Source organism: Alteromonas sp. Mac1, from assembly GCF_001562125.1.
Lineage (GTDB): Bacteria > Pseudomonadota > Gammaproteobacteria > Enterobacterales > Alteromonadaceae > Alteromonas > Alteromonas stellipolaris.
Map to the genome: position 1 here is coordinate 4,546,471 of NZ_CP013932.1, position 22,342 is coordinate 4,568,812.

Consider the following 22,342-nt stretch of genomic DNA (forward strand, 5'->3'; position numbering starts at 1 on the left):
GAAAACCCATTGAAAGTGCGTCATCTTAGTCTATTGAAATCAGATTTAAGGTGACGCCATGACAACCGTAACCAGTACGCAGATATGGGTGAAAAAAGACAAAATTGATGACACCCAAGTGGTAGACAAAACATTGTCTATCGATGATTTAGCTCAAGATGAAGTTTTACTTGAAACCGATAGCTTTGGTTTTTCAGCTAACAACATTACTTATGCCGCGCTGGGGTTTAGTATGGGCTACTGGGGATTTTTCCCTGCCGATGGAGGTTACGGCATTGTGCCTGTATGGGGCTTTGCTACGGTTGTCGCCTCCAATCATGCTGATGTTAAAGCAGGCGAAAAAGTGTTTGGTTACTTGCCCATGGCAAGTCACTGGGTAATTAAGGCAGGAAAAGTAGCACCCCACGGATTTTCTGATATACACGAAAACCGCAAAAGTATTAGCCCAGTGTACGACCAATACCTACGCTGTGCCGTCGACCCTGGTTATGATGCAAGCCGCGAAGCTTGGCAGTTAAATTTCCGGCCGTTATACATGACCTCGTTTGTGTTGGATGACTTTGTGGATGAATTTAGCCATGGTGAGTCGTTATTGCTCTCTAGTGCTTCTAGCAAAACCGCATTGGGCACCGCTCAACTGCTTAAAGATCAAAAAAGTCACAGACATGCTAATTATCAAGTTATAGGGTTAACCTCTGCATCAAATATAGACATGGTAAAAGCATCGGGATGCTACGATCATGTATTGAGCTATGACGATGTAGAAACTTTATCTAAAGATCATCAATACTGGCTACTCGATTTTGCCGCCAACGGTGCTCTGATCACGTCACTCGGCGATGCCCTTGGTGATAAGCTTTCAAAAGTAACGCTAATTGGTGCGACTGATTGGAAAGCTGAGCAAAAGCCGAACAAGAAAGCGTTAGACGCTGAGATATTCTTTGCCCCTGCGCGAGTAAAACAACGCCAGCAAGAGTGGGGCCACGATGGCTTTTTAGCCAAGTATGCAAAGGCCTGGCAGGGTTTTACTGGTAAAGTTCAAGATACCTTTTTCGAGCAAGAACACACGGGTTCTCAGCAAATTATTGCCTTGTATTTAGATACCCTAAATGGCACTGCCGATACCAAAGCACTTAACGTGGTTCGCTTTGACTAGTTAGCGTTGTTTGCCTGACTCGTTTGTACCTATCTAGGCTTCACCTGACACTATTTGTAACAAAGAGAGGAAGCCTTTCATGCATTCCTCTCTTTTGTATTTGGTGACGAGTCGTTATAGTGAGGAAAACTATTACTAAAGGCATATCATGGGTCAGGAAACGTCTAAAATTCTCGTTGTCGATGATGACATGCGCCTTCGTAGCCTACTTGAACGCTATTTAGTGGAGCAAGGCTACCAAGTGCGAAGCGCTGGAAATGCAGAGCAAATGGACAGGTTGCTTGAACGCGAGAACTTCCACCTTATGGTGTTAGACCTAATGCTTCCTGGCGAAGATGGCTTGTCTATTTGTCGTCGCTTACGTCAAGCCGGTAGCGAACTTCCTATTATCATGCTTACCGCAAAAGGCGATGAAGTAGACAGAATTATTGGCCTTGAAATGGGTGCCGATGACTACTTGCCTAAGCCATTCAATCCTCGAGAGTTACTTGCACGGGCGAAGGCGGTATTACGTCGTCGCAGTAGTGAAGCCCCTGGTGCCCCATCTAAAGACGTGCAAGTTATTGAATTTGGTGAGTACAAACTGAATTTGGCTACCCGAGAAATGACGGCAGGCACTACCCCCCTTACCCTCACCAGCGGCGAGTTTGCGGTATTGAAGTCTTTAGTTACGCATCCTAGAGAGCCGCTGTCACGCGATAAGCTTATGAACCTTGCTCGCGGGCGAGACTACAGTGCGCTTGAGCGTAGTATTGATGTTCAGGTATCTCGACTGCGTAGAATGCTAGAGAAAGACCCCGCTAACCCAAGGTATATTCAGACCGTTTGGGGTTTAGGCTATGTATTCGTACCCGATGGTGAGCAGGCATAAATAACCATGGGAAAAATGGGTTGTTTAGATAGGCTGGTGAAGTAGTGCGTCTGGTTCCTCAAAGTGCATTTGGCCAAACCGTAATGCTAATTGGCGTACTTTTGCTTATTAACCAAGTCGTTTCTTATCTGTCTGTTACGTACTATTTTATTCAACCTAGTTACCAGCAAATCAACAGCTTACTTGCCACGCAAGTAAAATCGGTATTAGCGGAAGACTTATTAGTCAGTAATGACGACAGCAGAGCCCGCTATTACGACAAAACCGACATTCAAATACTCGACGCCAGCAAAGCAAGAACCAAAGGTTTAGAAAGCGCGGTTTATTATGGGTTTATGTCGTCCCAGGTAAGCAAACAAATTGAGCAACTTGCCGATGTACGCATTAGCACCGTTTCGCAGAAAACCGACGCCAGCGCACCCTATACGGTATGGATCTCCTTGTCTCGCTACCCCGACACCTGGATTGCTATTCCCATAACCGGCTTAAACGAAGCGAATATTTCACCGTTAACTATGTATTTGATGGTTATAGGCATATTGAGTGTGGCAGGTGGTTGGCTATTTGTACGGCGCATGACCATGCCACTTTCTTCTTTGCAAAAAGCTGCATTAGCGGTAGGTAAAGGCGAACACCCCGCGCCGCTTAAAGAACAAGGCAGCACGGAAATGATTCAAGTTACCCGCGCCTTCAACCGAATGAATCAAGGCATAAAGCAGCTAGAGCATGACAGAACCTTGATGACGGCAGGTATATCCCATGATTTACGCACCCCGCTGACACGCATTCGCCTTGCATCTGAGATGCTGCCTGAGTCCCAAAACTGGATAAAAGATGGCATTGTTAACGATATTGAAGATATGAATGCCATTATCGATCAATTCATCGACTATGCGCGCTACGATACTGAAGAGATAAAAGAAAACACCGACCTAAACAGCCTTATTATTGAACTGGCTCAAGCGCGGCATATTGAAGAGAAGCATCACATCGCGCTGAAGCTTAACGATATTCCCTTACTTGATTTACGTCGCGTGGCCATGAAGCGAGTTATTGATAATATTATCGAGAACGCCTTCCGTTACGGCTCTGACAATATTGTTATCTCCACTTTTTATAACCGGAACGAAAAGCGGGTTTACTGTAAAATTCGCGACTTTGGCCCTGGCATTCCCGCAGCAGAATTAGAGCATGTATTTATGCCCTTTGCGCAAGGCGACAAAGCCCGAAGTACATCGGGCTCTGGTTTAGGTTTATCAATTATAAGGCGTATTGTGGAAGCCCATGGTGGCGGTGTGGAGCTGCGCAATCACCCGCAGAAAGGCTTGATTGCAGAGTTCTATTTACCCCTTCATGCGTAACCGTGCTGTTTTACCATTCGACTATACGCCCATGCCGCAGCCCACAATATACAACCGCCCATAGGTATTACCCAAAACGCGGTAGTAAGGGGCACATAGTTGGCCCACAACCCTGTTGAAAATGAGGCTACTTGTACGCCAGTAGAGTTTCCGATAATACAAATACCCGATAATACCGGGCCGTTGTCACTATCAATATTCATGGCTGCCGATAACATAAGTGGAAATAACCCACCTAAGCCAAGCCCTAACAGTAAATTACCTGCCCCCATACTGTACAGGTCAGTCATAAGCTTGATGGAAAATACACCGCACAACGACGCTGTCGCCAAAATAACGATAAGACGATGTACCGACATAAACCGCAATAAAAAAGGAAAAACCAAACGGCTTATTACCATCCCCGCCGTAAAACACGCCAGTAGGTTTCGAGATTGTTCACCGGTAAAGCCGATACCGTTTTGGGCATAGCTTACAAACCAATTAGCGTTGCCAAACTCTACCGCGCCGTAGCCAAAACTAAGCAGCGCCATAAAAATAAAGATAGGTTGTCTAATTACCGCACCAAAATTAAGGGTTTTACGCTGCGCTTTTGGTTGCCCTCGAAGTAATTTAGCTTGAGAGTGCGCTGCCATAAAGGTATACGCCGACAGGGCTAGCATAAATAATGCGAGTACCTGAATAGGCCTACGCCAATTTTCTTCCTGAAGATAAAGCAAGGTAACAAAAAACGAAGCGGCAAAAGTGCCTAGGCTGAACATAAAGTCCATCAGCCCCATCATGGTAAAGCGCTTTTCTTCGTACAGGCGTGCAATTAGGGTATGCCCAATAGTAAAAATTGAGGAGCTGACTATGCCTATCACTACGGCCACCACCAATACCCATTGCCACCCTTGCAGTGACGATATGATCAGCAGTAAAACAGCGTTTATACCTAGCAGCGATGCTAACAATGGCATGTAATCAAAGCGACTTACGTACTTTCCGCCTACTACGGCGCCCACCATCATACCCAATGAGAAAAGCGAGAAGAACAAACCACTTACCAACTCTGACATACGTAGGTCGGCAGCAATATCTGGAAGTAAAATACCCCACAATATAAACAACATACCCAGTAAGAAAAAACCGGAAAATATAACAACAGTAATAGGACGACGGCTCATCCATGCTCCTTTACAAACAGGGTTCTAAACGAAATAGCGCAATATTTTGGTGTAGCAGGGCATGATTTGTAGTTAAGAGACTTACTACAACGTTTTTTGATTTTTTTGTTTGGAGCACATTTTTAACGTGGAAACGTTATCGACTACCAAGGACGCTACAGTACGCCTTTAGTATAAGTCGTGCAAGATAGGAGGCGAAAAAAGCCCGCGGCTAAGCGCGGGCAAAACATCAATCACGTTGAGTGTGATGAAGGTTGGGAAGGGAAGGGTTGCCTTCCCTAACATCTAACTGCGCCCCTAAAAACGCAGCGAGAATTAGTTGCCAGGACCCGCCTTAACAATGGCGTCACTAACATCGTATTTTTCAAAATTCTGCTTGAAGCTATCTACTAGGTTCTGCGCATATTCTTCGTATTTTTCTGCATCATCCCACGTTTGCTTAGGCACCAATAAGTTATCGTCAACGCCCGATACTACAACAGGTACATCAAGGTTTAGGCCTTCAATATGTTGGGTTTCAACATCGGCTAAATCACCAGATACAATGGCATCGATAATGGCGCGGGTAGTAGGAATATCAAAACGCTGACCTGTACCATAAGGCCCACCAGTCCACCCGGTATTCACCAAGTACACTTTGGCATTAAACGCTTTCACACGTTTAATTAATAACTCAGCATACACGCCAGCTGGGCGTGGGAAGAAGGGTGCGCCAAAGCAAGTAGAGAAGGTCGATTCAATGTCAGAGGTTGAACCAATCTCTGTAGAGCCTACCTTCGCGGTGTAACCACTTAAGAAATGATAGGCCGCAGCTTCTTCACTTAGCACTGACACTGGCGGTAACACACCACTTACGTCACAGGTTAAAAACACGACAGAGCGTGGCTCGCCGCCACGGTTTGCTTCAACGCGTTTTTCGATATGGCTTAACGGATAAGCAGCTCTTGAATTTTGTGTTAGCGAAGTATCTTTGTAATCTGGGGTGCGGCTATCATCTAACACAACGTTTTCTAAAATAGTGCCAAACTTAATGGCGTCCCAAATAACCGGCTCGTTCTTTTGCGAAAGGTCGATACATTTTGCGTAGCAACCGCCCTCAATATTAAACACACTACCTTCTCCCCAACCGTGTTCATCATCTCCAATTAAAAAGCGCTTAGGATCGGCAGATAACGTGGTTTTACCTGTACCCGACAAACCAAAGAACAAGGTAACATCGCCTTGCTCGCCTACATTGGCAGAGCAGTGCATGGGTAATATGTCTTTCGCGGGAAGTAAGAAATTCTGAACCGAGAACATGGCTTTTTTCATTTCACCGGCGTATCTCATGCCAGCAATGAGCACACGTTTTTTTGCAAAATTAATGACTACAACACCATCACTGTTGGTGCCGTCACGCTCTGGCTCACAAACGAAGCCAGGCACGTTGAGTACCTGCCATGGCGTTTCGTTATTGGCATTCCAGTTTTCAGGTACGATGAAAAGATTACGAGCAAATACGTGCTGCCATGCGGTTTGCGTTCTTACTTCTAAGGGAAGTGCGTGCGCAGGATCTGAACCTACTTGAAGGTGTGATAAAAAGTGCTCTTGAGTAGTTAGGTAGGCCTCTACTTTATTCCACAAGGCATCGAATTTATTGGCATCAAATGGCTTATTAACCTTGCCCCAATCAATTTCATTTTCAGTAGAAGACTCTTTAACGATAAACCTATCATTTGGTGAGCGACCAGTTCTTTCGCCGGTTTCAACCACCAAAGCCCCGTTAGTGTCTAACACACCCTCGCCCCGCTTAATCGCGCGTTCGATTAATTCGGCGCTAGGCAAATCAACCAGCGGAGAGATTTTTAAATCCGTTTTCAAAGACGCTGCTGCACTCATAACCGTAACCCTCAATGTAATCTTTCAATATCACTTTCAAAAAGTATCATTTAACTGAGTCTAAAGTAAATAAAGGCATAGCGTTATTTCTATAAAGAATACTGATTATTAATCTGGATCAACTTTCTAAAAAAACGTAATAAAATTACATTTTTATTTGGAGGAGGGACACAATGTTTGATTAGTGGTGTTCGGATCATCTCCCCCTTACAACAAGTGCTGTAAAGGGAAGTGAATTAAGAGGTTTTCTTTTTTAAGAGTCGGGGCGGGCGCCCTTATTGATTAGTATCAGGTGAGGGTGCATTACCACTGTGAATCGCCTCAATATCGATACTATCGAAACGATATTCTGCATGGCAATACTGACAATTCATCTTAATGTCGCCATCTTCTTTTACTATGGATAAAAGCTCAGCTTTATCGATGTTACGAAGCGCTTCTGCACTGCGTTCCTTGGAACATGTACACGCAAAGCTAACCGCTTTCGCTGGGTACACTTCCACTTCTTCTTGGTGGTACAAACGATAAAGAATGTCTTCTACCGACAACGAGAACATTTCTTTTTCCGTTAAGGTTTCGGTTAACGTAGCAATATGATCAAACCCTGTTGCTTGGGTTATGTCAGTCGCGCTAGCGTCTGTTGGCAATACTTGCAGAAGCATACCCGCCGCTCTGGCGTTGTTCTCATCTTGCAAATCAGTCATTAGATGCACGCGGGTGGCTAACTGTTCAGACTGGGCGAAGTATTCTTCTAAACACTCTGCTAATGTTGGTTTGTCTAGTGCCACAATACCTTGATAACGCTCGCCTTCATCAGGGGTAATGGTCATTACCAGTACCGCTTCGGTAAGTAACTCATCAAACGCTTCTGGAAGCGTTTCAAGGCTTTCATCCCAGCGGGCAACACCACGAAACGTTTGTTCATGAGTGGCGTTTATTACCGCGTAACTCACTGGCCCTTTACTTTGAATTTGCAGGGCAATTTCGCCTTTAAACTTAAGCGTAGCCGTCAGTAAAGATGTTGCCGCTGCCAACTGACCCAACAAACGCTGAATTTGTACGGGGTATTCATAGCTGTGCACAATGTGCTTTAAGCTTTCATCTAAGCGAACCAATTCGCCACGAACATTTGCTTGGGTAAATAAAAATCGATGTAATTTGTCAAAATCACTCATAAACTTGTCCTGTTAGGCAGCATACTTTTTACTGCTGCTTAAATTTAATAATTTGTCTGCGCTGTTTTTTATCTGGCCGATGTTCCGGCTTAGGACTATGAAAAGCGTTCAATTTTCGTGCAACTTGGTTTTCTTCACGTTTTGTTACACTTGTCTCGGTTTCTTCATATAAGTCTTGAGCAAGTGCTGCACTAAGTCGTTTATCACTGAGTCCTCGAACAATAACGTCACGGTTATCCCAACCTGAGGGAACTTTTATCACTGCACCAAGCTCTACATTCTTGCCGGGCTTAGTGCGCTGTCCGTTGTAGTGAACTTTTCCTGACTGAACCATGTCTCTGGCAATGGCGCGGGTTTTGAAAAACCTTGCTGCCCATAGCCACTTGTCTAGCCTCACATTTTGTGATGTATTGTTCGTTTCCATAAGACCTTTGTAATAATTTCGTAACGGTGCGGCTTTAGTGTTGTGAGCCCCACCTCGACTAGGCTATGATGGGTCGGACAAAGCGCGGTTAACCAAATTTTCACTTTTTATAATAAGCAGTACCATCAAGTGGCGACATGACATTCGATAAACTCAATCCACAGTCTCTGGTTGTTTTTGTAAACCAGAACCAAAAACAACTTCACACGTTAATTGTGGTGCTGCTGAGCCTATATTTAATAGCCTTTGCCGCCAAGCTAATATGGCGAATTATACCTGAACCTCAATTATCTGCGACTCCCGCAGTGAGTTTTGCGCCTATACCTTCTACGGCTTCAGGGCAAAGTGGGGTCAACATACGCAAAATACAACAATTAAATTTATTTGGTAATGCAGCAGCGGCGCCTGCAAAGGTAGAAGAAGCCCCTGTTACTGATGCGCCTGAAACGCGTCTTAACCTTACCCTTACCGGTGTGGTGGCAAGTTCGGATGAAGATTCTAGCACTGCGGTCATCGAAAATCGCAATAGCCAAGCGGTGTATGGTTTGGGTGAAAAGATTGAAGGCACTAACGCCACCCTGAAGCAAGTTTTCCGAGACCGAGTTATTATTAAAAATGGGGTTAGAAACGAAACCTTGATGTTAGATGGCATTGATTACGACGAAGCGAACAAACGTCGCCAACAACAAGCTAAACGTCGTCCACAGCCAGTTCCAGATGAGCGAGACGAGCCCGATTCAAGACAGTTAAGTGAAGAAGCCATTGAAGCAACCGCTTCACTGCGAGAACGCCCAGCAAGCTTTACCGACTTCATCTCTATTTCGCCAAAAACGGAAGAAGGACAGCTAATCGGCTATCAAGTTAGCCCAGGTAAAGAGCCCGCATTATTTAAATCAGCAGGGCTTCAAGCCGGCGATGTTATTGCACAAATTAATGGATTGGATCTGACAGACATGCAGCAATCCCAAGAAGCACTATCTGAACTTCGCAATGCTCAGAATATTGAACTTACAATCATTCGTGATGGCAGTTTTACTACGCTCTATCTCGATTTACCTGAGCCATCAGCAGAATAAGAATTAAAGGAAGACAGAATGAAAAGGCGCACTAGCCAAAAATTGTTATCTCGCCTGAGCACAGCCCTGTGCACGGCCCTTCTTTGTTTCTCGGTAACCGCCGCTGAATATATGCCTAATTTTAAAGACACTGATATTAGTGAGTTCATTAATATTGTGGGCAAAAACTTAGAGCGGACCATTATTGTCGACCCCAATGTTCGCGGTAAAATCAGTGTTCGAAGCTACGATATGCTGACTGAAGATCAGTATTATCAATTCTTTTTAAACGTGCTTCAGGTTTACGATTTTGCTGTGGTTGAAATGCCGAGCGGTATTTTAAAAGTAGTACGCTCTAAAGATGCTAAAACATCAAACATTCCTGTCGTAGAAGGTTCAGCGAAAGACGGTGATGAAATGATCACCCGCGTAGTGCCTGTTTATAACGTACCGGTAAGAGAATTAGCGCCTATTCTACGTCAACTTAACGACCAAGCAGGCGGTGGTAATGTAGTAAGCCACGACCCTTCAAATGTAATGATGATTACTGGCCGCGCAGCTGTGGTAAACCGCTTAGTTGAAATTATTGAGCGTGTTGACCGTGCAGGTGATGAAGAAGTTGAGATTGTGAAGCTACGTTTCGCTTCAGCCTCTGAAATGGTGCGTATTATCGACAGCATTAACAAATCACAAGGTAAAGCTAATACCGGTGCTAAGTCAGACCCGCGCGTAGTAGCCGACGACCGTACTAACTCTGTGATTGTAAGCGGCGACATTAAAGCCCGCCAACGTTTAATTAATCTTATTGAGCGTATGGATCAGGAGTTAGAAACCAGCGGTAATACTCGCGTAATGTTTCTTAACTATGCCAAAGCCGACGATCTAGTAAAAGTACTACAAGGGGTTTCTGCCAGTATTCAAGCAGAAGAGAAAAGTGGCAGCACCAACAGCCGTGGTTCATCTAACCGTGACGTCAGCATTGATGCCCATGAAGATTCTAATGCGTTAGTAATCACTGCGGAACCTGACATGATGCGCTCACTAGAAGAAGTGGTCCGTCAGCTTGATATTCGCCGCGCACAGGTACAGGTTGAAGCCATTATTGTAGAAGTATTCGAAGGTGACGGTACTACCTTAGGTGTACAGTGGGTGTCTGAAAGTGGCGGTGGTACTCAGTTTAGCAATGGTGTCATCCCAGTAGGATCGTTGGCGGTAGCGGTTAAAGAAGCGGAAGACGATACCGATACCGAAGCCTATGTGACCGATGAGGGTGCTGTAGTTGAGGTCACCACTACTGATGAAGGTGATTATACTTCTCTTGCCAGCTTATTGGGCAGCGCGAATGGCTTAATAGCCGGTATTATTGATAATGGCTGGGGCGCAGTAGTACAAGCTGTAAGTACCGATACTAATTCAAACGTATTGGCCACGCCGCACCTTACTACCATGGATAACGAAGAAGCCTACTTCATTGTAGGTCAAGAAATTCCTATTATTACGGGTACTACTACTGGGTCGAACAACTCTAACCCTTTCCAAACCGTAGATCGCCAAGAAGTGGGTATTAAACTTAAAGTGACACCGCAAATTAACGAAGGTGACGCAGTTCAGTTATTAATCGAACAAGAAGTATCAAGCGTTAGTGGTGCTACTTCGGTAGATATCTCTATCAACAAACGTGAAATTAAAACTACGGTTATCGTAGATGATGGAGGCACGATTGTACTGGGCGGATTGATAGATGAAGACGTTCAAGAAAGCGTATCTAAAGTGCCTTTATTAGGCGACATCCCTATTCTAGGTAACTTGTTTAAGTCAACATCTACCAGCAAACGTAAGCGTAACCTGATGGTATTTTTGAAGCCGACTATCGTACGTGACGGCGCTACCATGAATTCTATCAGTCATCGTAAGTACAACTACATTCGTGCGCTACAACTTAAGCGCCAGCAAGAAGGTATTTCGTTAATGCCTAATGCTGAAACGCCAAGCATGCCGAATTGGGATGATGAACTTTCATTACCGCCTTCATTTGAAGAGTACCTGACTGAAAAAGACAACCTTGAAGAAGGTAACGACTAAGATGGCAGGTCAAGACGAGCAACTCACCCTTGCGGTAGAGGCACAGGAAGAAGCGCTCGAAGCAATGGCAGACGAAGAAGGCTTACCAGACGCCGTGGCTGGCCCTCGCCAGCTTTCGTTCAGCTTTGCAAAGCGTAATCAGGTTTTGCTTGAAACCAATGTCACTCCTGCTGTGCTGTATTTCACGGAAAACACGCCTTTTGAAGTGTTTGCCGAAGTCCGCCGCTTTTATGGCGAGCCTTTTGTACCTAAAACCATTGCTGCTGATGAGTTCGAAAGCTTTCTAACTACAGCATTCCAGCGTGATAGTTCTGCAGCAAAGCAGTTAATGGAAGATTTAGGTAACGAAAGCGATTTGTTTGCCCTTGCTGAAGAGTTACCTGATACCGAAGATTTATTAGATAACGAAGACGACGCCCCTATCATCAAGCTGATTAACGCCATGCTAGGTGAAGCGATCAAAGAAGGCGCGTCAGATATTCACATTGAAACCTTTGAAAACCAATTAGTGGTTCGGTTTCGAGTAGATGGTGTATTGCGAGAGATTTTACGCCCAAATCGTAAGCTTTCTTCCATGCTGGTTTCTCGTATTAAGGTAATGGCAAAGCTTGATATTGCTGAAAAACGAGTACCGCAGGATGGCCGTATTACCCTTCGTATTGCAGGCCGTGCGGTAGATGTTCGTGTGTCTACTATGCCATCGAGCCACGGTGAACGCGTGGTACTGCGTTTATTAGATAAAAACAACGCGCGGTTAAACCTAAAAGACTTAGGAATGACCCAGCAAAACCGTGACCATTTCTCTTCGTTAATTAGAAAACCTCACGGTATTATTTTGGTTACTGGCCCAACAGGTTCGGGTAAAAGTACCACCTTGTATGCAGGCCTAAGCGAGATAAACTCCCGCGACCGCAATATTTTAACCGTAGAAGATCCTATTGAATTCGACTTACCCGGTATTGGTCAAACACAGGTAAACCCCCGTGTAGATATGACTTTCGCCCGCGGCCTTCGAGCGATTTTGCGTCAAGATCCCGATGTGGTGATGGTAGGGGAAATTCGAGACGTTGAAACCGCACAAATTGCGGTTCAAGCCAGTTTAACCGGTCACTTAGTGTTATCGACCCTTCACACCAATACCGCTGCTGGCGCGATCACCCGTTTAGAAGATATGGGTATTGAGCCCTTTTTGCTTTCATCAAGCTTACTGGCAGTATTATCGCAGCGCTTAGTGCGTACACTGTGTAAAGAGTGTAAGACACCTCACACGCCCGATCCTCAAGAGTGTGAAGCCCTTAATATTGATGCCGATAGCAACTTTACCATTTACCAACCCTCCGGCTGCGCCGCATGTAACCAAACCGGTTACAGAGGTCGTACGGGTATTCATGAGCTATTACTGGTGAATGAGAAAGTGCGCGAAATGATGCATGAAGGCGTGGGTGAACAGGCCATTGAAAAATATATCAGGCACTCAACCCCGAGTATTCGGGATGATGGGTGTCGTAAGGTACTTGCAGGTGTTACCTCTTTAGAAGAAGTCCTGCGTGTAACCAAGGAGGATTAGTATGGCCGCCTTCGCTTATAAAGCGGTAAACAACCGTGGCCGTAACGCAAATGGTGTACTGGAAGGTGATAACGCTCGCCAAGTGCGCCAGCAACTGCGTGAAAAAGGCCTCATTCCTTTAGAAGTAGAACAAGTTACCGAGCGCGGAAAAAGTGACGGTAAAAGTGGTGGCTTCTCGTTTTTTAAACCGAGAATTTCAGCCTCAGATCTCGCCCTGTTAACGCGCCAAATGGCCACTTTGGTAGAATCTGCCTTACCGGTAGAAGAAGCCTTACTGGCGGTTGCCGAGCAGTGTGAAAAGCCCCGTCAAAAGAACATGATGATGGCCGTTCGAAGCAAAGTGGTAGAAGGTCATGGTTTAGCCGATGCGCTGTCTGAATTTCCTAGTGTGTTTGATGACTTGTACCGCGCCATGGTGGCGGCAGGTGAAAAATCCGGTCACTTAGATACGGTGCTTAATCGCCTTGCCGATTACACAGAACGACGCCAGCAAACTCGCAGTCAAATTACCCAAGCACTTATTTACCCTTCACTTATGCTGTTTTTCGCCTTCGGCATTGTGATGCTACTGCTTACCGTGGTTGTGCCCAAAATTGTGGGTCAATTTGATCACATGGGGCAAGACCTTCCAGGTATTACCCAAGTGCTTATTTCGGTGAGTACCTGGCTACAAAATTACGGCCTTATTTTACTGGTTGTCGTGGCTATATTGGCGGTAATTGTTCAGCGCGTGCTTCAACAGAAAAAGATGAAGTTAAGATTTCACAAAGTGATTTTGAAACTTCCGCTTATTGGTAAAGTTTCTCGCGGGCTTAATACCGCTCGTTTTGCACGTACTTTGAGTATTTTAAGCGCCAGTGCAGTGCCCTTACTTGAATCTATGCGTATTTCCGGTGATGTACTTGAAAACCAGCACATTAAGAATCAGGTAGCCGATGCTGCCATTAATGTAAAAGAAGGGAGCAGCTTGCGCGCTGCCCTCGATAACACAAAAATTTTCCCGCCAATGATGATGCACATGATTGCATCTGGTGAAAAATCTGGCGAATTACAGCAAATGCTTGGCCGCGCCGCCGATAACCAAGATAGGGAATTTGAAGCCCTTATTGGTGTCTCACTAAAAGTATTTGAACCTCTACTTATCGTGTCGATGGCTGGCATAGTGCTGTTTATCGTAATGGCAATTTTGCAGCCTATTTTGGCCTTAAACAATATGGTGAATATCTGATGAAAACCTTAAAACGTAGTTCTGGATTTAGTTTGATTGAAGTAATGGTGGTGCTGCTTATCATCGGCATTATGGCATCGATGGTAGCGCCGCAAATTTTGGGTAACCAAGAAGTGGCACAACTTAAAAAAGCCGCTGTTGATATTCAGCAAATGGAAAGCGCGCTTGAAATGTACAAGCTTCGAAACAACAAGTTCCCAACTACTGAACAAGGGCTAGAGGCTTTGGTTACAGCGCCAACTCTTGATCCTATTCCAAGAAACTACCCAGAAGGCGGCTTCATTAAGCGTTTACCTGAAGATCCTTGGGGCAACCCTTATGCGCTAATTAGCCCGGGAGAGTTAGGTGTAGTAGACATTTTTTCAAATGGCCCAGATGGTGAACCAGGTACCGATGACGACATTGGTAACTGGAACATTAACGAATACTTAAACTAAGTCATTTTATGCTTGGCCGCTTTCATCCTCACAATAAGCAAACTGGCTTCACGCTGTTAGAAGTGATGCTGGTACTGTTGCTTATGGGCTTGGCGGCCGGCTACGTAATGTTTAATGCCTTTGGCGCCAGTAAAGCAGACTTGTTAAAAAGCCAAGCGCAACGGCTACAAGTATTGGTTGATATGGCAAGCGACTATGCGGTGCTAAATCAGCAGCAACTGGGTATTCGTGTTGAGCAAAAAGACAACGAATACTACTTTGTTTTTTTAGATGAGAATGATGAGTGGCAACGTATCGAGGGCGAGAAATACTACGAAGCCCACACACTACCTGAAGATTTTTCATTTACGCTGAATTTAGACGACTTACCCTGGACCAAAGAAGACCAACTTTTCGATAGAGGCATATTCGACGAAACCTTAAGCGTGTCTGAAGATGGTGTTGAGATAGGTAGCGAAGAAGAAAAGAAACTGCCACCACCGCAAATATTAATTATGTCTAGCGGCGATATTACCCCTTTCAGCCTTACTTTTGCGTATGAAGGCGACTTTAACGACGAGCCCGTTTATTTTGCGCTTAACAATGAAGAGTTCCCGCCACTCGAATTGGCTGGCCCTTTTGAGAGCCCCGAGCAATGAAGCGCTCGTCTTCGCATTCGCTCAGCAGTCAAAAAGGCATGACACTGCTTGAAGTTATGGTGGCATTGCTTATTTTTGCCTTAACCGGCACGGCTATTTTAAAAGCCGCAGGCGATCACTTAAATAACGTAGGACAAATTGAAGCGGTAACCTTTGCCAGTTATGTTGCCAGCAACCGGCTAAACCAATTACAACTTGATGATACTTGGCCACCTAAGAACAATTTGAAAGGCAGCATGGAAATGGCTGACCGTACTTGGTACTGGCAGCAAACCGTCACTAAAACCAATGACGATGATCTACGCTCGGTAAGTATCAGCGTAGGCCTAGATTCAGATTATTCTGGCAGCGTCACTTCAGTAACTACCTTTGTGGCTAAGCCCACCAGCGCAGGCATTTAATGAAGCAGCGCGGATTTACTCTCATTGAAATCTTGATTGCCATGGCTATTTTTACGCTCATTGGTTTGGCATCTACGGGCCTGCTAACCACGGTCATTGATAGTAACGATTTATCTAGTGAGCGCTTTGAGAAGTTACAGCAACTGCAGCGTGCCATGGTGATTATAGAACGTGATATCCAGCAAGCGGTGCCTCGTCCAGTTCGCGCTGAAGGGGAAACCCAAAAAGTGGTGATGGCTGGCGGCGAGGTAGATGATAGCGACGGCGATGGTATTGGCTTTGTGCGCGGGGGTTGGCATAACCCTCAACTCATGTTGCCCCGGAGCACCCTACAATACGTGGCCTATCGCCTTGATGAAGACCGACTAGAACGCGTTTATAGCAACTACGTAGATAATGTAATTGGCTATGAACCTAAGACACGTACCCTTCTTGAAAATATAGAAAGCTTTACCGTTGAGTTTATTAGCGCGGAAAGTAGCGGTGATGACGACGATTTAAGTTGGAGTGAAAGTTACCAAGGTGAAGTGTTACCCACCGCTGTGGCCATTGAGTTTGTAAGTAAAGACTTCGGTTTAATACGCCGCGAGTTTGCCTTAACAGCAGGTTCTGCGTAATGGGCATTCTTATTAAAACCGCTGTCAAAGCTTCTGGCAAAGCTCCTATAAAAACACCTAGCGCACTACCTTCTCGCCAACAAGGCGTGGCGTTAATGATAGTGCTGATGATAGTGGCGCTGGTATCTGTATTGGCCACTGAAATGGGTACCCGCTTGCAGTTGCAAGTTCAGCGCACCATGAATATTAAAGACAGCAACCAAGCATACTGGTATGCCTTGGGCGCCGAGGCTTTTGCTCGTAAATCAATTCAAACCTTGATGGAAGAAACCGGCGACAAAATCTCGCTAGACCAGCCTTGGGCACAGGAGTTTATGTACCCATTAGAAAATGGCGGTTTACAAGCGAACCTGACCGATCTTCAAGCATGCTTTAACTTAAACGCTATTCTACAAGGCAGCGCTAGCGCAAACGTGAATAGTGGTGATGGTGCTACCGAAGCGATGGATGCCTTTCATACTATGCTTTTGGCCCTTGAAATTGACGATATCAACAGCTTTACCGCTGATACCGTGCGAGACAGTTTGGCCGATTGGGTAGATGAAGACGACAATATGCGCCCCTATGGCGCAGAAGATAGCGAGTATGAATCGAGGGAGTTTCCTTACTTAGGAGCAAACGGACTACTGGCATCGACAAGTGAATTGCGTATTATAAATGGCGTCTCTGAGGTTTGGTTGAATGACATTCTCCCTTTGGTTTGCGTCATTCCCGATAATGACACCCTAGCCATTAATGTGAATACCATTGATGAAGAACATGCTGCACTATTAGCTGGTTTAACAGGCCTAGATTTACAACAAGCCACTAGCTTGCTGGGTAATCGCCCACAAGATGGCTGGGAAGACGTAAGCGAATTTCTGGCTGAACCGAGTGTTGAAGCATTAAGTTTATCTGACAGCCGAAAAGAATGGTTTACGGTAACGACTGAGTATTTTATTTTGCACACTAAGACCCGTTACAATAAAGCAACGTTTCAACTTTCTACCGTATTTAACGCAAGTAGTGACGCGGGCGTAAAAATAATAAAGCGCGAGTTTGGAGGCGTAAAATAATGGAACAACTCCTGATTAGGTTAGGTGCCACCGAGGCCGACCCAATTAGCTGGCTAGTATGGTCTACAGCCGAAGAAGAAATTATCGCTTCTGGTGAACTCCCTAATGCCGACGCCCTTTCCACCTTAGCGGAACGCGCTGGGCACCGTGCGGTCATCGCATTAGCACCTAGCAGCGAAATATTGCTTAAATGGGTAGCTTTACCACCAAGAGCGGGTAGGAAAGTACTTTCTGCTTTGCCCTTCATGCTTGAAGACGAGTTAGCCACTGATATTAGCGAACAGTTTTTTGCTATAGGCCCTAAAGTGGGCGATAGCCAAGCGGTTGCCGTGGTAAGTCATGCAAAACTTCAAATGTGGCAGCAGTGGTTAGCCGATGCAGGCTTATTCTGTAACCATCTAATTCCTGATGTACTCGCCGTACCGGTAACTGAAAACGGTTGGTCTGTTCTTACCTTAGGCGAGCAAATGCTGGTTCGCCAAGATACCTTTAAAGGTATACAAGGTGAACAAGCGTGGTTGTTACCCACCCTAGGTCACTTCACCAGCCAACAAGAAGCCCCTGTTGTAATTACCAACTATGCGGGTATTGATTTAAGCGATATGCCGAACATTACGGTTAGTGACGCCCCTCTTGAGCTGCCTATGCATGTGCTAGCTAAAGAGGCGATGTCGAGCAGCTTTAACTTGCTTCAGGGCGAGTACAAAGTAAAACGCACTCGTAATAATGCATGGGCACAATGGCGTGTTGCGGCAGTATTGGCCGCACTTGTGTTATGTACCAGCCTGATTGATAAAACCGTTACCCTGTATCAGCTAAAGTCTGAGAATGCGGCTCTGACTAGTGAAATTGATCAAGCGGTAAAGTCTGGATTTCCCAATATTGGCGTTTATCGTAACGTGAAGCTCAAGCTGCAATATGAGCTTAATAAATTATCAAAAAGTGGCGGCGATGCCTCTATGTTAGTGATGTTAGATCAGCTTTCAGAAGCCTTTGCCAGTACACAAGTAAAACCACAAACTTTACGATTTGACGCCACCCGCACCGAAATACGTATTCAAGCGCAAGGTAAAAGCTTTGAGGCGTTAGAGCAATTTCGCCGGCAAGCCGAAGGCGCTGGATTTACTGTTGAGCAAGGTGCTATCAATAACCGTGATGACAATGTGATTGGCACGGTATCAATTAGGAGTGTGTTGTGAACGCACTAATCAGCAAATTTAAAGCGCTTACCGAGCGCGAGCAAATACTGGTCATGATCTCTGCTGTAGTAGTGGTCATTGGCTTATTTTACTTTTTGATTTGGTCGCCCCTCAATGCTTCTCTGCATCAGCAAAAGCAATTGTTAGATAACCAACAAAGCTTGCTAGTGTGGGTGAAAGACAGTGCCGTTCGCGCCCAACAGCTAAGAAAAAGCAGTAACCGCTCAGCGCCTTTTAAAGGTTCACTTCCACAAGCCGTCAACCGTACTACATCAAGGCACAGCATCGCTATTTCGCGCATGCAGCCTCAAGATGATGAGTTACAAGTTTGGATAGACCAAGCCCCATTTAATGACGTACTTGAGTGGTTAAAAACCTTAGAAGGTATGGGTATTGTTATTATTCAGGCCGATATTGCCGAAGCAGATGATCCAGGTTACATCAAAGTTCGCCGTTTACAGTTAGGAAAAGCATGAAGTCTAAGTTTGGTTGGCTAGTGGGTGGCATTGTTGCCTTTCTAATTTTTGCAATTGCTTACATGCCTGCTATTCAGGTAATTGGCAGAGTAGACTTGCCAAAAGATGTATCGATTAGCGGTGTTAGTGGCACGTTATGGACGGGTAAGGCGCAAACCATCGTGGTAAACGGACTACCTATTAATAACGTTAATTGGGAGCTTAGCCCCCTTGCGTTGCTGATTGGAAATGTCAGTGCGCATGTAAAAGCGGGCAACATTCGCGATGTAAACGACATTGCGTTTGAAGGGCCATTTAAAACCAGTTTGTTTAATACAAACAAAATAGAAACCACGAATTTCTCGGTTTATTTACCGGTAGACCGCGTGCTTGCGCAAGTGAACTTACCCCTGCCTGTTAATGCCAGTGGGCGATTTAAAGTGAAGCTCGACGAACTTACTTTTGGCCCTCAGTGTGTGGCACTGCAAGGCACTGGTGATTGGTTGAATGCAGCAGTTGCAGGTACTCAAGGCCCTATCGACTTTGGGACGTATTCTGCCAAACTTCGCTGCGTGGGTGATGACATTGGTATTGTGGTTAGCGAGCCAAATCTACTTGGTCTGTCTATTGATGCTGTGGTTAGCCCAGACATGAAAAAGGTCAAGGTAGACGGAAAATTTAAGCCAGATGATAGCCTTCCTCAAGAGGTACATCAGGCGTCTAAATTCTTCGGGCAACCTGATGCAAATGGCTATATCGCGATTAAATTACAATAGTCGCCAGCAAGTTACATAACCCGTCTGGCGCATAACCAATCTGTCATAAAACGAGTAAGCCACACAAGACACAACATTTTTTAGGTTAGCGGCCTTCTTCATATGAGAGGTCGCTCACCAATGGAATATTCATTAAATCCTGCGCTGCGAATACACGCCCGGGGGCAATAACCGCAATAGCCTCAGTAAGCCCGTCTAAACCAGCTTCGCTACGTTTCATTATATGAGAAAGCACGATACGCTTTGCTTCGGACTCTTTAGCAATTTCAATAATCTGCTTAGGCGTCATATGTAAGTTGGTGGCTGCGCTACCCGCCCCTTTCTCAATATCTTCAATCGCATTATGCAACACGAGCACATCAGCATGCTTAGCAAAGTTTGCTAATGTTCCATCCGCATTGTTGGTATCGCCTGAGAATACAGCAACACATTCATCAATAGTGACTTTCCATGCCAACGCTGGAATTGGTCCGTGGTGTACCGATATCGCATCAATATCGATATCATCATTAATGGAAGTTGAGAACGCTTTATCTGCAACCGTGTGTGCAGACACTGTGTAATCATCTTCACCTTCTTGGGTGTAAGAAGACAAATATTTAAAAGCCCCTTCTTTACCTATCAGCGCATCAAGATACGCTTGGGTAGTTGGCATCAGGTCGTTACCCGCAGGGCCATATACGGATAAATCGGTATCTCGACGGGTAAAGTAGCTTCCCTTGATAAAACTGGGTAAATCGGCGGCATGATCGGTATGTAAATGAGATAATAAAATGGTGTCTATGTCGGTAAAATCAGCACCCGACGCGCCAAATTGAACACTACTGCCGCTTCCAGCGTCGATTAGCACGTTGGCCTTTTCATCTTTCCAGAGAAGATAAGAGGTTGAAGCACGGCCATCATCAAGTTCTGGGCCGCCAGAGCCAAGCACCTGCAATGAAATTCCTTCGCACACCGTAGTGGCGCTACTATCCATTGATGCATGCTGCGCAGACGCTTGATAAACGGAATTACCAGCCGTTGCCCGAGGGGTAGAGGCGGGCTCAGCACAAACTAAAAAGGCCGAGGTAAGTAACCCCAGCCCAATACTTAATTTACTACTCAGTCCAAGTTTAAACGCTTCGCCTGAGCCGAAAATTGAACCTACTTTTGAACCGTGCGGCTTCGCAACGCGGGCTGAACTAGATTTCATGGATGTGACTAACATACTACTTACTCCTATTCAGCGCTTTGTTGCGGGTTAGCCCAGCACTATGGGCTAGCCGCATTGGTACGCTTAGCTGTTTTGTTGCTCTGCAATCATGATGGTTTTGATATTAACGAATTCACGCATACCGTAGCCACCATGTTCACGACCGTATCCACTGTCTTTAACACCGCCAAATGGTAAGTTAGGTTGAGCTAACGAATAACCGTTGATATTCACCATGCCCGTATCAAACTCGTTTTTAGCAAGGGCAATTGCGTTGTCGGTATCGGTACTAAAGATACCACCACCGAGCCCGTAGCGTGAATCATTTGCCACTGTCATGGCTTCCTTGTCGTCACGAACACGAATTAGCGAAGCCACGGGGCCAAACAATTCATCATCGTATGCTGGCATACCAGGAGTAACGTTTTCTAGCACTGTAATAGGATAGAAATAACCACTGTTATCTGGTACTTCACCGCCGAGTGATAAAGTTGCCCCTGCGTCCAATGACGTTTTCACTTGCTCGTGTAATTCATCGCGTAAATCTTCACGGGCCATAGGGCCTAAGTCGGTATTTTCATCCGCTGGGTCGCCTACTTTAAGTTTCTTACACTGGGCAACAAACTTATCTCTGAACTCATCATAAATACTATCGACGATAACAAAGCGCTTGGCTGCTACACAGGTTTCACCATTGTTGATAACACGACCTTTAATACAGGTTTCAACCGCTTGGTCGATGTCAGCATCTGCTAGCACGATGAACGCATCGTTACTGCCTAGCTCCATTACTGTCTTTTTCGACAAACTTGCTGCTTCTTTAGCAACCTGCTTGCCCACTTCGTCACTACCTGTGAAGGTTACGCCGCGAACATGCTTATGTTTAATTAAGTCACTCGCTGTACCGCCATCAATCAATAGCGACTGATAAACGTTTTTAGGGAAACCAGCATCTTCATACATTTGTTGGATAGCCACGGCCATACCAAATACATTTTTAGCATGTTTTAGTACCGTAGTATTGCCCGCCATAATGTTTGATACGCTGTAGCGTATAACCTGATAAAGGGGGAAGTTCCAAGGTTGTATACCTAAGATCACGCCGATAGGCTGGTAACTAATAATGGCTCGACCGCCTTCAAAAATGCGATGTTCATCTTCTAAAATTTCGGCACCATGTTCTGCGGTATATCGGCAGATATTCGCACATAGCTGCACTTCTTGCTTACCTTGCTCGGTTACTTTACCCATTTCTCGGGTCATCAGGCTGGATAAATCGTCAATACGCTTTTCCATTAAATCAGCAAGGTTATTAAATAATTGGGCACGGGCTTCGAAAGATGTTCTACGCCAGTTTAAGTAGGCTTCTTGCGAGCGGGTTACCGCTTGCTCTGCATCATCCGCTGACATCAAATGATAATGATCTAGCTTCTCACCCGTTGCAGGGTTATACGTGTTGATTGTCTCGCTCATTGTCACACTCCTTAATCCGTATGTGATGGTAAGTAGTGCAACTACAACGCCAGATCAGCCAGCCTTGTATTTCCAGCCAGATATCAACAACATAGACTAAAGTATAAACATTATGAGCGAAACTCAATAGAAGCCC

The 22,342-nt window shown here is 45.3% G+C and carries 21 protein-coding genes; 15 read left to right on the top strand and 6 right to left on the bottom strand.

Features of this window, described 5'->3' with window-relative positions:
* Nucleotides 1-58 precede the first annotated feature (58 nt).
* From AV939_RS19255 to envZ, 3 genes are all read left to right on the top strand, one after another.
* Nucleotides 59-1,156 (top strand): DUF2855 family protein, encoded by a 1,098-nt coding sequence (locus tag AV939_RS19255; RefSeq protein ID WP_057795283.1) that lies wholly within the window; start codon nucleotides 59-61, stop codon nucleotides 1,154-1,156.
* Nucleotides 1,157-1,304: 148 nt separating this feature from the next.
* Nucleotides 1,305-2,027: an osmolarity response regulator transcription factor OmpR gene (ompR, locus tag AV939_RS19260; protein ID WP_057795281.1), complete on the top strand. Its 723-nt coding sequence runs from the start codon at nucleotides 1,305-1,307 to the stop codon at nucleotides 2,025-2,027.
* Nucleotides 2,028-2,071: 44 nt separating this feature from the next.
* Nucleotides 2,072-3,388, top strand: a complete 1,317-nt coding sequence (gene envZ, locus AV939_RS19265) for a two-component system sensor histidine kinase EnvZ (protein ID WP_057795279.1) — start codon at nucleotides 2,072-2,074, stop codon at nucleotides 3,386-3,388.
* On the opposite strand, the gene AV939_RS19270 is transcribed toward envZ, so the two are convergent.
* From AV939_RS19270 to hslR, 4 genes are all read right to left on the bottom strand, one after another.
* Entirely contained in the window at nucleotides 3,379-4,554 is a 1,176-nt protein-coding gene (locus AV939_RS19270; protein WP_057795277.1) for an MFS transporter, read from the bottom strand. The two genes, envZ and AV939_RS19270, sit on opposite strands and share 10 nt — an antisense overlap.
* Before the next feature lie 315 nt (nucleotides 4,555-4,869).
* On the bottom strand, nucleotides 4,870-6,432 hold the full coding sequence (locus AV939_RS19275) for a phosphoenolpyruvate carboxykinase (protein ID WP_057795274.1): 1,563 nt from the start codon (nucleotides 6,430-6,432) through the stop codon (nucleotides 4,870-4,872).
* A gap of 275 nt (nucleotides 6,433-6,707) precedes the next feature.
* Nucleotides 6,708-7,607 (bottom strand): Hsp33 family molecular chaperone HslO, encoded by a 900-nt coding sequence (gene hslO / locus AV939_RS19280; protein ID WP_013786663.1) that lies wholly within the window; start codon nucleotides 7,605-7,607, stop codon nucleotides 6,708-6,710.
* A gap of 28 nt (nucleotides 7,608-7,635) precedes the next feature.
* Nucleotides 7,636-8,031, bottom strand: coding sequence for a ribosome-associated heat shock protein Hsp15 (gene hslR / locus AV939_RS19285; protein WP_013786664.1), 396 nt, complete (start codon nucleotides 8,029-8,031; stop codon nucleotides 7,636-7,638).
* A gap of 137 nt (nucleotides 8,032-8,168) precedes the next feature.
* Here hslR and gspC point away from each other — a divergent pair, with 137 nt between their 5' ends.
* The 12 genes from gspC to AV939_RS19345 are packed head-to-tail and all read left to right on the top strand — an operon-like array spanning nucleotide 8,169 to nucleotide 19,541.
* Nucleotides 8,169-9,107: a type II secretion system protein GspC gene (gspC, locus tag AV939_RS19290; protein ID WP_061998085.1), complete on the top strand. Its 939-nt coding sequence runs from the start codon at nucleotides 8,169-8,171 to the stop codon at nucleotides 9,105-9,107.
* Between the two features lie 18 nt (nucleotides 9,108-9,125).
* A complete protein-coding gene (gspD, locus tag AV939_RS19295) occupies nucleotides 9,126-11,168 on the top strand; it encodes a type II secretion system secretin GspD (protein ID WP_057795268.1) in 2,043 nt (680 codons plus the stop codon).
* Between the two features lies 1 nt (nucleotide 11,169).
* Nucleotides 11,170-12,735: a type II secretion system ATPase GspE gene (gene gspE, locus AV939_RS19300; protein ID WP_061998086.1), complete on the top strand. Its 1,566-nt coding sequence runs from the start codon at nucleotides 11,170-11,172 to the stop codon at nucleotides 12,733-12,735.
* A gap of 1 nt (nucleotide 12,736) precedes the next feature.
* Nucleotides 12,737-13,963: a type II secretion system inner membrane protein GspF gene (gspF, locus tag AV939_RS19305; RefSeq protein WP_061998087.1), complete on the top strand. Its 1,227-nt coding sequence runs from the start codon at nucleotides 12,737-12,739 to the stop codon at nucleotides 13,961-13,963.
* A complete protein-coding gene (gene gspG / locus AV939_RS19310; protein ID WP_013786669.1) occupies nucleotides 13,963-14,400 on the top strand; it encodes a type II secretion system major pseudopilin GspG in 438 nt (145 codons plus the stop codon). Before gspF ends, gspG begins: the two co-directional genes overlap by 1 nt.
* Before the next feature lie 8 nt (nucleotides 14,401-14,408).
* Entirely contained in the window at nucleotides 14,409-15,038 is a 630-nt protein-coding gene (gene gspH, locus AV939_RS19315; RefSeq protein WP_057795262.1) for a type II secretion system minor pseudopilin GspH, read from the top strand.
* Entirely contained in the window at nucleotides 15,035-15,439 is a 405-nt protein-coding gene (gspI, locus tag AV939_RS19320; protein ID WP_061998088.1) for a type II secretion system minor pseudopilin GspI, read from the top strand. The genes gspH and gspI overlap by 4 nt, the downstream gene beginning before the upstream one ends.
* Complete coding sequence (gspJ, locus tag AV939_RS19325) at nucleotides 15,439-16,056, top strand: type II secretion system minor pseudopilin GspJ (protein ID WP_061998089.1); 618 nt, start codon at nucleotides 15,439-15,441, stop codon at nucleotides 16,054-16,056. The genes gspI and gspJ overlap by 1 nt, the downstream gene beginning before the upstream one ends.
* Nucleotides 16,056-17,111: a type II secretion system minor pseudopilin GspK gene (gspK, locus tag AV939_RS19330; RefSeq protein ID WP_082746087.1), complete on the top strand. Its 1,056-nt coding sequence runs from the start codon at nucleotides 16,056-16,058 to the stop codon at nucleotides 17,109-17,111. The genes gspJ and gspK overlap by 1 nt, the downstream gene beginning before the upstream one ends.
* A complete protein-coding gene (gene gspL, locus AV939_RS19335) occupies nucleotides 17,111-18,310 on the top strand; it encodes a type II secretion system protein GspL (RefSeq protein ID WP_061998090.1) in 1,200 nt (399 codons plus the stop codon). The genes gspK and gspL overlap by 1 nt, the downstream gene beginning before the upstream one ends.
* The gene (gene gspM / locus AV939_RS19340; RefSeq protein ID WP_057795255.1) at nucleotides 18,307-18,786 is read left to right on the top strand and encodes a type II secretion system protein GspM; all 480 of its coding nucleotides are present in this window, start codon (nucleotides 18,307-18,309) and stop codon (nucleotides 18,784-18,786) included. Before gspL ends, gspM begins: the two co-directional genes overlap by 4 nt.
* Entirely contained in the window at nucleotides 18,783-19,541 is a 759-nt protein-coding gene (locus AV939_RS19345; RefSeq protein WP_061998091.1) for a type II secretion system protein N, read from the top strand. Before gspM ends, AV939_RS19345 begins: the two co-directional genes overlap by 4 nt.
* A gap of 85 nt (nucleotides 19,542-19,626) precedes the next feature.
* On the opposite strand, the gene AV939_RS19350 is transcribed toward AV939_RS19345, so the two are convergent.
* A complete protein-coding gene (locus AV939_RS19350; RefSeq protein ID WP_061998092.1) occupies nucleotides 19,627-20,748 on the bottom strand; it encodes an MBL fold metallo-hydrolase in 1,122 nt (373 codons plus the stop codon).
* A gap of 69 nt (nucleotides 20,749-20,817) precedes the next feature.
* Nucleotides 20,818-22,206, bottom strand: coding sequence for an NAD-dependent succinate-semialdehyde dehydrogenase (locus AV939_RS19355; RefSeq protein WP_057795249.1), 1,389 nt, complete (start codon nucleotides 22,204-22,206; stop codon nucleotides 20,818-20,820).
* Nucleotides 22,207-22,342 lie beyond the last annotated feature (136 nt).